Source organism: Synechococcus sp. H55.9 (assembly GCF_047462355.1).
Lineage (GTDB): Bacteria > Cyanobacteriota > Cyanobacteriia > Thermostichales > Thermostichaceae > Thermostichus.
On the sequence record NZ_JANSJB010000073.1, the window covers coordinates 1 to 12038 of the forward strand.

Consider the following 12038-nt stretch of genomic DNA (forward strand, 5'->3'; position numbering starts at 1 on the left):
TGGGCCTCTAGGGCAGCTACCCCATCTCCGATGCGGCGAAAGTTCTCGCCCATAGAGCTGGCTGGCTAATTCCTCAAGTAGACGGCTGCCCCTAGGCCGACCAGCATTTCTTCGGGGGTAATTTTGCCATCTTGGTTGGTGTCGAGGGCATCGAAGACGCGATCCGCCCCCATCCACTCCTCGCGGGTAATGAAGCCATCCCCATCCAGGTCGTAGATGCGGAAGACATCCTGGGCGGCGTGGGTAATCGTTTCCTTGGCGCCCTCCAGCTTCTGCAGCCGCTCCGTGAGCAGCCTTTCCAGCACCTCCAGCGCCTTGGAGAAGCCCTGGATCCCTTCTTCCAGCTTTTCTGAAGCCATGCGGTTTTCCCGGTGCATCTGGTCGAAGGTGGCTCGATCCATCACCAGACGCGGGATGTCCATTTTCTTAGCTTTTTCCGGATCCAGTTTGCGCTCCAGGTGGCCTTCGGTGTTTTGCAGCTCCGCCAAGAGAACTGGCGAGATGGTAAGCAGATCGCAGCCGGCCAGCTCGATGATTTCCCCAATGTTGCGGAAGCTGGCGCCCATCACTTCCGTCGGGTAATCGTATTTGCGCAGATAGTTGTAGATCTGGGTTACCGACTGCACGCCCGGATCTTCAGCAGGGGGATAGCTCTCCCGGCCTGTGTGTTTTTTGTACCAATCCAAGATGCGGCCCACAAAGGGCGAGATGAGGGTTACCCCTGCTTCCGCACAGGCAATGGCCTGGTGCAGGCCAAACATCAGAGTCAGGTTGCAGTGGATCCCTTCTTTTTCTAAGATCTCGGCGGCGCGGATCCCTTCCCAGGTCGAAGCAATTTTAATCAACACCCGCTTGGGATCCGCCCCTGCCGCCTTGTAGAGCTCGATGAGGTAGCGGGCCTTGGCTACGGTAGCCTCGGTGTCGTAGGAGAGGCGGGCATCTACCTCGGTCGAAACCCGACCGGGGATGATGGAGAGAATGCGCACGCCAAAGGCTACCGCCAATTCATCGATGGCGTGGGCCACTACGGTTTTGGTGTCGGCTTTAGATCCCAGTTCTTTGCGGGCCTTGAGCAAGGTCTCATCGACAATGCCCTGGTACTGGGGCATTTGGGCGGCTGCTGTGATCAAAGAGGGATTGGTGGTGGCATCCTGCGGCTTAAAGGTCTCAATGGCGTTGATATCCCCCGTGTCGGCCACCACGACGGTCATCTCTCGCAACTGCTCCAGCAGGCTCTTGCTCATACTCCCCTCCTTAGCTATCGCGCTTCTGCGACCCAGTCCTAGTGTCGCCCACCCAGGCAAGGGATCCCGGTAGATGTGAGATTGTCTTAATTGTCTGCCCCACCGGTGTGGGGACAACTCTAAACAACTCACCCGGCAAAAACACTTCCAACTTCTCTAAAAATTTACTGAAGGTTGAAACTTCCTGGTCACGGGGATCAGCATGAACCCTGATTGGACAGGCCAGACAGGGCCGAGAGCGACCCTAGAAGCTGCCTATCCGGCCTGGCTGCGCAACTGCCGCAGCAGCCGCTCAAACTCTTCCGGCAGAGGGGCAGTAAACTGCAGCGGCTGGCCAGTGCGCGGGTGGACAAAGGAGAGCTTCCAGGCGTGGAGAGCTTGGCCGCTGAGTTTGACGGGGCTGGTTTTGCTCTGGGTATAGAGGGGATCCCCGACAATGGGCAGGCGCAGGTGGGCGGCATGCACTCGAATTTGATGGGTGCGGCCGGTCTCCAGTTCAAACTGCATCAGGGTGTAGTTGCCCAGGCGCTCCAGCACCTGCCAGTGGGTTACCGCCGCTCGCCCTTGGCCAGAGGGCAAAACCGCCATCTTCTGCCGCTCCACCGGGTGGCGGCCAATGGGGGCAGAGATCGTGCCTTGGCTCTGGGCTGGCCGGCCAAACACCACCCCTAGATAGATGCGCCGAGCCGTCTTGGCCTGGATCTGGGCCTGCAGATGCTGGTGGGCCTGATCGTGTTTGGCAATCACCAGGGCGCCGGTGGTGTCCTTGTCGAGGCGATGGACGATCCCTGGGCGCAGCTCGCCGTTGATCCCGGAAAGGCGAGGACAGTGGGCCAGCAATGCATGCACCAGCGTGCCGCTGGCATGCCCAGGAGCAGGATGCACCACCAGACCGCGCGGCTTGTTGATGACCAGCAGATCCTCATCTTCGTAGAGAATGTCTAAGGGGATCCGCTCCGGCTCCAAAGTTGTAGGGGTGGCTGGCGGGATCCGCACCTCAATCTCATCCCCGGCTTGCAGGGGGCGATCCTTATCCAGGCAGGGCCGCCCATTGAGCCAAACCTGGCCCTGGCAAATGAGCTGCTGCAGGCGCGAGCGCGACAGATCCGGCAGTTGTTCCGCCAACCCCCGATCCAGCCGCAAGCCCTGCTGTTTTTCCGTCACTCTTACCTGGCGAATTGCTGCCACCGGATCCCTGGGGCCTTCCATTTGCCCTGTTTCCGCAAACTGCTGCTTTGAAAACATTGTGGCAGAGCGGTTACTTTTGCATTAGGTAAAAAAGGGCGAAGATTTGTGGCAGCTCTTTCAGCTGGATCCTGGCGAGATTGCCTTTGTCTCCTCCCCATCTCAGCCGTCTCTGGGGGCGTTGTGCCGGGATTCTAGCCCCAGGAAAACCCTCAGTACACTAGTGGGGGTAGAGCTCCTTGAAGCCAGGCCAGGTCCTGGCGGGAGAAGGTCTTTTTGCAACTATCACGCTTGCTCTGATGGGCACAAGGAGACAAAGCATGTTGGATGGAGTAGCGCTGGGATCCCAGCTTCAACAGCCCTCTCAACGCCAGCTTGGCTCAGAGCCACCCTTGGTTGTGCCCCTCATAGAGGTGGGGCTGCGGGACGTGGCCCAGGTGGGTGGGAAAAACGCCTCTCTAGGGGAAATGCTGCAGCAGTTGACCCCCAAAGGAATCCGCGTGCCCCTGGGGTTTGCCACCACCGCCCATGCTTATCGCCAGTTCATCGCCGCTGCCGGCCTCGAGGAGAAGCTGCGGGAGATCCTCAAAGACCTCGATATCGAGGATGTGCGGAACCTGCGCGAGCGGGGCAAAGCCGCCCGCACCTTGATTCTGCAGACGCCTTTCCCCCCAGAGTTGGAGCAGGCCATCAGCGAAGCCTACCAGAAGCTGTGCGAGCGCTACGGCCCCGATACCGATGTGGCGGTGCGCTCCAGCGCCACAGCAGAAGACCTGCCGGATGCCAGCTTTGCCGGCCAGCAGGAGACCTACCTCAACGTGCACGGGATCCAGGCAGTGCTGAATGCCTGCCACCGCTGCTTTGCCAGCCTGTTTACCGACCGGGCCATCTCCTACCGCCAGATCAAGGGCTTTGACCACTTCCAGGTGGCCCTCTCGGTGGGGGTGCAGAAGATGGTGCGCTCCGACCTGGCCTGTTCGGGGGTGATGTTCTCCATCGACCCAGAAACGGGCTTTAAAGACGCGGTGTTGATCACCGCTGCCTATGGGCTGGGGGAAAACGTGGTGCAAGGCATCGTCAACCCCGACGAATACGTGGTCTTCAAACCTACCCTAAAGCAGGGGCTGCGCCCCATCCTCTCCCGCAAGCTGGGCAGCAAAGCCCTGAAGCTGGTCTACGACGAGGAGGGATCCCGTTCCACCAAAAACGTACCCGTCCCCGAGAGCCTGCGCCGCCAATATGCCCTGCAGGACGACGAGATCCTAGAGCTGGCTCGCTGGGCCTGCCTCATCGAAGAGCACTACTCGGCGCTGCGGGGCCGCTTCACCCCCATGGACATCGAGTGGGCCAAAGACGGGATCACGGGCGAGCTGTTCATCGTCCAGGCCCGCCCCGAGACGGTGCAATCCCAAAAGGCCACCAACCGCCTCAAAACCTACCGCTTTACGCAGACGGAGGCGCGCCCAGACCCCCTGGTGCGGGGACGGGCGGTGGGAGAGGCCATCGGCCAGGGCACAGCCCGCGTCATTTTGGATGTGCGCCGCTCGGATCAGTTCCAGGCCGGCGAGGTGCTGGTGACGGAGAAAACCGATCCCGACTGGGAGCCGATTATGAAAAAGGCCAGCGCCATCGTCACCAACCAGGGGGGCAGAACCTGCCATGCGGCCATCATTGCCCGCGAGCTGGGGATCCCGGCCATTGTTGGCTGCGGCAACGCCACGCAGGTGCTCCGCTCCGGCGATCCCATCACCGTCTCCTGCGCCGAAGGGGAGGAAGGGCGCGTCTATCCTGGTCTATTGCCCTATGAGGTGACGGAGATCCCGCTAGAGGAGCTGCCCCGCCCCCGCACCCAACTGATGATGAACGTGGGCAACCCGGAAAAAGCCTTTGGCCTGAGCGAGATCCCTTGCGACGGCGTGGGTCTGGCGCGGCTGGAGTTCATCATCGCCAACCACATCCAGATCCACCCTCTGGCCTTGATCCACTACGACGAGGCGGTCAAGGAGGAGCCGCGCCTGGCGGAGCTCACCGCCCAGTACGCCGACAAGCCGGAGTACTTTGTAGACAAGCTGGCCCAGGGGGTGGCCACCATCGCCGCTGCCTTCTACCCCAAGCCGGTGATTGTGCGCCTGTCGGACTTCAAGAGCAACGAATACGCCCACCTGCTGGGCGGATCCCGCTATGAGCCCCACGAGGAAAACCCGATGATCGGCTGGCGGGGGGCCTCCCGCTACACGGATCCCCGCTACCGCGATGGCTTTGCGCTGGAGTGCCGGGCCATGAAACGGGTGCGGGACGAGATGGGCCTGACCAACGTCATCTTGATGATCCCCTTCTGCCGCACCCCGGAAGAGGGGCACAAGGTGCTGGAGGAGATGGCCCGCCACGGCCTGGTGCGAGGGGAAAACGGCCTGCAGGTGTACGTCATGTGCGAGCTGCCCAGCAACGTCATCCTGGCCGACGAGTTCTGCCAGATCTTCGACGGCTTCTCCATCGGCTCCAACGACCTCACCCAGCTCACCCTGGGGTTGGACCGCGACTCGGCCCTGGTGGCCCACCTTTTTGACGAGCGCCACGAGGCCGTCAAGCGGATGATTGCCCAGGTGATCCAGACGGTGAAAAGCCACGGGCGCAAGATTGGCATCTGTGGACAAGCCCCCAGCGACTACCCTGACTTTGCCCGCTTCCTGGTGCAGCAGGGGATCGACTCCATCAGCCTCAACCCCGATTCCCTGCTGAAAACCCTGTTGGTGGTGGCCGAGGCGGAAGCTGCCGGCGCCCACTAGGGGAGTGCGCCGGGATCCCGTCTGCTGGGTTACAATCTTCTCTGCTGTGTTGCCACCCCCGCCATGATCCACGAACTCTCCATGCCGGCCCTCAGCTCCACCATGGAAACGGGCAAGATCGTTGCCTGGCTGAAGAACCCCGGCGACCGGGTGGAGAAAGGGGAAAACATCCTGGTGGTGGAGTCGGACAAAGCAGACATGGATGTGGAGTCCTTCCACAGCGGCATTCTGGCCAGCATCCTCATCCCAGCCGGGGAATCGGCGCCGGTGGGCGCCCCCATCGCCCTCATTGCCGAAACCGAAGCGGAGCTGGCAGAGGCCCAGGAGAGAGCCAAGGCCCTCTCTAAGGGTGCTGCGCCGGCGGCTACCCCTAGCGCGGCCTCTGTCCCCACCGTTCAACGGCCAACCCCTGCGCCTGCAGCAAGCCCCCCCTCCACGCCCCCAAGTGGCTCCGACGGAGCTGGATCCCAGCGCATCCTGGCTTCCCCACGGGCGAAAAAATTGGCAGAAAGCCTGGGGGTTGACCTGCGCACGGTGCGCGGCTCCGGCCCTGGTGGGCGCATCGTAGCCGAAGATGTGGAGCGGGCCGCAGCTCAGCCCGCCTCTGCCCCGGCGGCAGCTCCTTCCTCGGTCACTCCTCCCCCCGTCTCTGTGCCCCTGGGAGAAGTGGTTCCCCTGAGCACCCTGCAGGCGGCGGTGGTGCGCAACATGAACGCCAGCTTGGGCGTGCCGGTGTTCCACGTCGGCTACACCATCACCACTGACAGCCTGGATCAGCTTTACCAACAGGTAAAACCCAAAGGGGTAACGCTGACGGCCCTTTTGGTCAAGGCTGTGGCCGTGACTCTAGAAAAGCACCCCCTCCTCAACGCCAGCTACACCGAAAACGGGATCCATTACAAAGCCGACATCAACATCGCCGTGGCGGTGGCCATGGAAGATGGGGGCCTAATTACCCCTGTGCTCAGGCAGGCCAACCGGATCGATCTCTACGAGATCTCCCGCCGCTGGAAGGATCTGGTGGAGCGGGCGCGGCGCAAGCAACTGCAGCCGGAGGAGTACAACAGCGGCACCTTTACCCTCTCCAACCTGGGCATGTTTGGGGTGGATCGCTTCGACGCCATCCTGCCTCCCAACCAGGGATCCATCTTGGCCATTGGTGCTGCTCGCCCCACCGTGGTGGCCACGCCGGAAAAAGCCATCGCCATCCGCTCCCAGATGCAGGTTAACCTCACCTGCGACCACCGCGTCATCTACGGTGCCCACGCCGCAGCTTTCTTGCAAGATCTAGCCCAGTTGTTAGAACAAAAGGTGGGATCCCTGACGCTGTAACCAGCCCATCCGCCAATTAGTAGGCAAGAGTTATTCCCTTTGATCGGGGGGGAAAGTTGTTTCTGGAGAGTTCACCTCAGGCTCCTCTGGGGCAAGCGTTTCTCGGCGCACCTCCTGGTCTTGTACCACCTGAAAAATCAGGGTGAAAGGGCGACCCACCTCAGCTTCCACAAACTCTTCTAGTAGTGCCACCTGTCTCGGTGTGACGGGCTTGTCCGCTCGCACCGACAGCACCACCTCCGGCGGATCGGCTACCCAGTTAAACTCGCTGCGCAAGAGGGTTACCCGTTGGAATGTAATGGTTCTGTTGAGCAGAGCGGTTCGTAGCGCCAATTCCAGCCGAGATTGATACAGCAGTTGGGTCATACTGGCTGCCAGCGGCACCAGCAACAGCATCACCAGGCCAAACACCCAAGCCAATCCAGAACGGGCCTTGTGCAAAGGGGCGTAGCCCATCACCAAAAAGGTGAGCATACAGGCCAAGGCAATTCCCAACAGGTTCGTGGAATAGAGGAGCGCCGCCCTCAGGCTGATCTCCCAGTCTCCATGGGCCAACCCTAAGCCAATCACACACACCGGCGGCATCAACGCCACAGCAATCGCCACCCCTGCCAAACTGTCGGCGATCTCTTTGCGCACCCTGGCAAAAGCGCCGATTCCCCCTGCCGCTAGCGCCACTCCCAGATCCAATAGGTTGGGTTGAGTGCGGGCCAAAATTTCGCTGCCCCAGTTGGGAAGACCTACCCATCGCCCCAGCAGGAAAGATACTCCCAACCCAATTCCGGTTCCCACGGTCAGAGATAGGATACCTGTCCGAAACAAGACTACATTCCCGTCCAAAGCCCCCATGGCCATGCCGCGAATCGGCAACATCAAAGGAGCCACGATCATCGCCCCAATGATCACAGCCGGGCTATTGGCCAGCAAGCCCAACGTGGCAATGACACAGGAGCCAAGCACCAACATCAAGTAGTTGAGGCTGAGGCGAGACTCCCGCATTAGCTCCAGCACCAACTCGGCATACTCTTCTGCACTGACCAGGGGCAGCCGCCAGCGGAAGGGCTGTAGCCAACCCTGAGGTGAAGGAACCAAGCCATTTTCTGAGCTGCTGCCAGTAAAACGACGGATCCTGTTCATGTCCATGATTGGGTTCCCTTGGCGGTGTCAAGAACAGACCAGCCTTGGGCTTTCAGCAGTCTAGCTTGGCGGAGAATCGGGGCTCACGATCCTCCTTTGGGAAAGCGCCGCATCAGGTCTTGCACGGCTTCAGCATGGTAGGAGCTGCGGGTTAGAGGCGAAGACACCACCTGCAAAAAGCCCAGCTCTTCCCCCACTTGCCGCCAGTGGTCGAACTCTTCGGGGGCGACATAACGCTCCACCGGCAGGTGTTTGGGGCTGGGCGCCAGGTATTGGCCAAGAGTGAGGATGTCGCAGCCCACCCGGCGCAGATCCCGCATCACCTGCAAAATCTCCGCGGCGGCTTCTCCCAAGCCCAGCATCACCCCCGACTTGGTGTAGAGGCCGGGATCCCATTGCCGCGCCAGTTCCAAAAGCCGCAGGGAGCGCTCGTAGTTCCCCTGGGGGCGCACCCGCCGGTAGAGGCGGGGCACGGTTTCCGTGTTGTGGTTGAGCACCGTTGGGCGGGCGGCGAGAATTTGCTCCAAGGCCTGCCAGTTGCCGCACAGATCCGGGATCAAGACCTCGATGGTCGTCTGGGGCCTGCGGCGGCGGATTTCCGTGATGCAAGCAACAAACTGGCTGGCTCCGCCATCCGGCAGGTCGTCCCGATTCACCGAGGTGATGACCGCGTGGCGCAACCCCAAGCGTTCCACCGCTTCTGCCACCCGCAGCGGCTCAGTGGGATCCAAGGGCAAAGGCCGTTTGGTGAAGTCGATATCACAGTAGGGGCAGGCGCGGGTACAGGCCGGGCCCATGATCAAGAAGGTGGCGGTGCCGTTGGCAAAGCATTCCCCTAAGTTGGGACAGGAAGCCTCTTCGCAAACCGTGTTCAGGCCCAAGTCCCGCAGCAGTTGCTGGACAGACCCGGCCCGTTGGGGGGCTTTGGCCCGCAGCCAGGGCGGTTTACCGCTAGGCGAAGAAACAGCGCTCAATGAAAACCCTCCAACCAGAAATGGCGGCAAGCGTATCTCTCAGCTTAGCCTGTCATTTTGCCCGGCCGAGACCGGCCCAGGCCAATTCCCAGCTCGATGGATCCCCACTGGTTCGGAAGCGAGACCCAAAACACGGCATACTGGAAAGCGAATGTCGAGCGATAGGGATCCCACATGGTTGTTGCTGCTCCTCCCTCTCTGGAACAACTTGCCATCAACACGATTCGTTTTTTGGCGGTGGATGCTGTTCAGAAAGCCAACTCCGGCCACCCCGGCCTGCCGATGGGGGCAGCACCCATGGCCTATGTGCTTTGGCAGCAGTTTTTGAAGTTCAATCCCCGCAACCCCAAGTGGGTGGATCGGGATCGCTTTGTCCTCTCGGCGGGCCACGGCTGCATGCTGCAATATGCCCTGCTGCACCTGACGGGCTTTGATGTCAGTCTGGAGGACATCAAGCAGTTTCGCCAGTGGGGATCCAAAACCCCCGGCCACCCGGAAAACTTTGAAACCCCCGGCGTGGAGGTGACCACCGGCCCGCTGGGACAGGGGGTGGGCAATGCGGTAGGGCTGGCGATTGCCGAGGCCCACCTGGCGGCCCGCTTCAACAAGCCCGGCCACACGATTGTGGATCACTACACCTACGTGATCTTGGGTGACGGCTGCAACATGGAGGGGGTGGCCTCGGAAGCGGCCTCGCTGGCCGGCCACCTCAAACTGGGCAAGCTGATCATGCTCTACGACAGCAACCACATCTCCATCGACGGCAGCACGGAAATTGCCTTCACCGAAGATGTGGGCAAGCGCTACGAGGCCTACGGCTGGCACGTGCAAAAAGTGGAGGATGGCAACCACGACCTGAAGGGGATCGCCGAAGCCATCCAAAAAGCCAAGGAGGTCACCGACAAGCCTTCTTTGATCATCGTCGAGACCACCATTGGCTACGGATCCCCCAACAAAGCTGGCAGCGAGAGCGTCCACGGGGCGCCCCTGGGGCCGGAAGAGGTCAAGCTCACCAAACAAAACCTCGGCTGGCCGCTGGAGCCGGAGTTCTACATCCCCGACGAGGTGCTGGCCCACTTCCGCCAGGCCATCGATAAAGGGGCCAAAGCCGAGGCGGAGTGGAACGAGCGCTTTGCCGCCTACGAGAAGGCCTACCCGGAAGAGGCCGCCGAGTTCAAGCGCATCATGGCCGGGGAGCTGCCTGCGGGCTGGAAAGAAGCGTTGGCTCCCATTGCCGAAACTGGCAAAGAATCCACCCGCAACCTCTCCAAGTTTTGTCTCAACGCCCTGGCCAAGGCGGTGCCAGAGCTGCTGGGGGGATCCGCCGATCTGGCCCATTCCAACATGACCTACTTGAAGGGGATCCCGGAGTTTCAGGCCGGCTCCTACCACGGGCGCAACTTCCGCTTCGGGGTACGGGAACACGGCATGGGAGCCATCGCCAATGGCATGGCTCTGCACGGCGGCCTCATTCCCTACGACGCCACCTTCTTGATCTTCACCGACTACATGCGGCCGGCCATCCGCCTGTCGGCCCTCTCGCGGGCGCGGGTGTTGCACGTCATGACCCACGACTCAGTGGCCCTAGGAGAAGACGGCCCCACCCACCAGCCCATTGAGACGCTGGCCTCCCTGCGGGCCATCCCCAACCTCTACGTCATCCGCCCGGCGGACGCCCGCGAGACGGTGGGAGCCTACCAGGTGGCCCTCGAGGCCATGTCCACCCCGTCGGTGCTGGTGTTTACCCGGCAGGCGGTCAACCCCGTAGAAGGCACCTCCATTGAGGGGGTAGCCAAGGGGGCCTATGTGGTGGTGGATGCTCCCAACCCGGAGCTTATCTTGATTGCCACTGGCTCAGAGCTGGAGCTGGCGGTGAAGGCTGCTGCTCAACTGCGGCAGGAAGGCCGAGCGGTACGGGTGGTTTCCATGCCCTGCATGGAGCTGTTCGAGGCCCAGCCTCAGAGCTACCGCGACTCCGTCTTGCCCCCCAATGTTACCAAGCGCATCTCCGTCGAGGCGGGATCCACCTTTGGCTGGCACAAGTACCTGGGCTTTGAGGGGGTGGCCATCGGCATCGACCGCTTCGGCGCCTCCGCCCCCGGCCCTGTCTGCATGGAGAAGTTCGGCTTTACGGTGGAGAATGTGCTCAATACCGCTCGTCAGCTCCTAGGCTAGGATTTTTGCTCCTCCGGCCTGAGCCCAGCAGGGATCCCTGCTGGGTCTTTTTTGCTGCCCGACGGTGGCACAACTTGACAAGACTTAGCGAAGGCTGACAACTTGTTAGCAGGACTTGCAAAACATTGCGGTTGTTTCAAGCAAGGTTGAGACACTTGCTCCCCCAACCCTTTTCCCCTTGTGGGAGAAGGGAGCGAGAAAGTTGTTTCATAGTTTCATAGCAGGGAAAACGTTGGCTTCCAGCGATAGGCGGATGTTCTTGCGCCAACTTTGGGTCTGACAGCTCGGCCTACTGCAGGAAGCCCGCCAGTAGAATGACCACTCCCCCCACGACGGCCAAAATCGTCAGTACCCGGCCCGCGTTGGCACTGCCCTTCCAGGAGTAGCTTTTCTCTGGTTTTTCCGGTTCTTCTGGCATAGCCATGCCTCCCTTTGCAGCGTTAACTTCCTCCCATGGGATCTTAAGCTGGGCGGCGCAGCGATGGCCCTTGTTGGGGCCTACCCTTGAAAAAACAGCGGCCATCTGGCCCGGCCAGCCCTTTTTGGGAACAATACAAGCAGGCGAGGAAGGACATCCCAATTTTGTCCAAGGGGCGTTCTGAGGCAGAAGCATGAGGTACGCGAAACGAAGCAAAAGAATCGGCTTGATCATGGCCGCTTTGTCAGCCTGGGTGGGTGGACACCGTGCTGTCGCTCAGCCTGCCTTTCAGACGGTGCCGCTGCCGCGCCTGCCGGTGGGTGTGGATCAATCGGTTTTCGATCGCCCGGTGGCCCGCTTCAACCCCAACCTGCCTGCCGAGCTGGTGATCCGCAATCGCACCGGCCTGCCTCTGGAATACGGCTTTACCGATCCGCGCCAGAACGTATCGGAACTGGCTGCCGGAGAAACCTTGCGCCTGAGCAACCTGCCCATCCCCAATTGCATGGCCATCAACACGCCGATGTTGTCCCCCGTGGGCTACCGGGTGAGCGTGGATCCCTTGAATGTCATCACCGTAGAAGTGCGCCTGGTCAACGATGTGTCCGGCGACCATTGTCTCGATTTACAAGAGACAGGCGCTATTTTCGTGAATTGATGCCAGCTTGAACGGGCAAAATGTAGCCTCTGGGCTTTCGCGGCTGCTTTCTCATCCTTGCCCTAGGCGTTAGATGGCAGTTAACCTTACTTAAATCTGACACTGGGGTTGGGTCTAGGGGAGAGCCAG

Annotated in this window: 9 protein-coding genes; 4 read left to right on the forward strand and 5 right to left on the reverse strand. The window is 61.0% G+C overall.

Translation table 11 applies throughout. The features are described 5' to 3' along the window. Nucleotides 1-65: 65 nt before the first annotated feature. Nucleotides 66-1244 (reverse strand): transaldolase, encoded by a 1179-nt coding sequence (locus NW857_RS09740; RefSeq protein WP_414368812.1) that lies wholly within the window; start codon nt 1242-1244, stop codon nt 66-68. Nucleotides 1245-1499: 255 nt separating this feature from the next. Continuing rightward, a complete protein-coding gene (locus NW857_RS09745; protein ID WP_414368814.1) occupies nt 1500-2453 on the reverse strand; it encodes an RluA family pseudouridine synthase in 954 nt (317 codons plus the stop codon). A 296-nt stretch (nt 2454-2749) separates the two neighbouring features. On the opposite strand from NW857_RS09745, the gene ppsA reads away from it, so the two are divergent. Continuing rightward, nucleotides 2750-5215: a phosphoenolpyruvate synthase gene (ppsA, locus tag NW857_RS09750; RefSeq protein WP_414368816.1), complete on the forward strand. Its 2466-nt coding sequence runs from the start codon at nt 2750-2752 to the stop codon at nt 5213-5215. A gap of 63 nt (nt 5216-5278) precedes the next feature. Beyond that, complete coding sequence (locus NW857_RS09755) at nt 5279-6547, forward strand: dihydrolipoamide acetyltransferase family protein (RefSeq protein WP_414333104.1); 1269 nt, start codon at nt 5279-5281, stop codon at nt 6545-6547. A 30-nt stretch (nt 6548-6577) separates the two neighbouring features. Here the strand turns inward: NW857_RS09755 and NW857_RS09760 are convergent, their stop codons facing one another. Together NW857_RS09760 and lipA are read right to left on the reverse strand one after the other, a co-directional pair. Beyond that, entirely contained in the window at nt 6578-7690 is a 1113-nt protein-coding gene (locus tag NW857_RS09760; RefSeq protein ID WP_414368818.1) for a DUF389 domain-containing protein, read from the reverse strand. A 77-nt stretch (nt 7691-7767) separates the two neighbouring features. Beyond that, entirely contained in the window at nt 7768-8658 is an 891-nt protein-coding gene (lipA, locus tag NW857_RS09765; protein WP_414333108.1) for a lipoyl synthase, read from the reverse strand. A 174-nt stretch (nt 8659-8832) separates the two neighbouring features. Between lipA and tkt the strand changes: the two genes are divergently transcribed. Next, the gene (gene tkt / locus NW857_RS09770) at nt 8833-10833 is read left to right on the forward strand and encodes a transketolase (protein ID WP_414368820.1); all 2001 of its coding nucleotides are present in this window, start codon (nt 8833-8835) and stop codon (nt 10831-10833) included. Between the two features lie 289 nt (nt 10834-11122). Here tkt and NW857_RS09775 read toward each other — a convergent pair whose 3' ends face one another. Next, nucleotides 11123-11485: a hypothetical protein gene (locus NW857_RS09775; RefSeq protein WP_414368821.1), complete on the reverse strand. Its 363-nt coding sequence runs from the start codon at nt 11483-11485 to the stop codon at nt 11123-11125. Between NW857_RS09775 and NW857_RS09780 the strand changes: the two genes are divergently transcribed. Continuing rightward, nucleotides 11484-11909, forward strand: a complete 426-nt coding sequence (locus NW857_RS09780; protein WP_414333112.1) for a hypothetical protein — start codon at nt 11484-11486, stop codon at nt 11907-11909. The genes NW857_RS09775 and NW857_RS09780 overlap by 2 nt on opposite strands. The last annotated feature ends 129 nt before the right edge of the window (nt 11910-12038 follow it).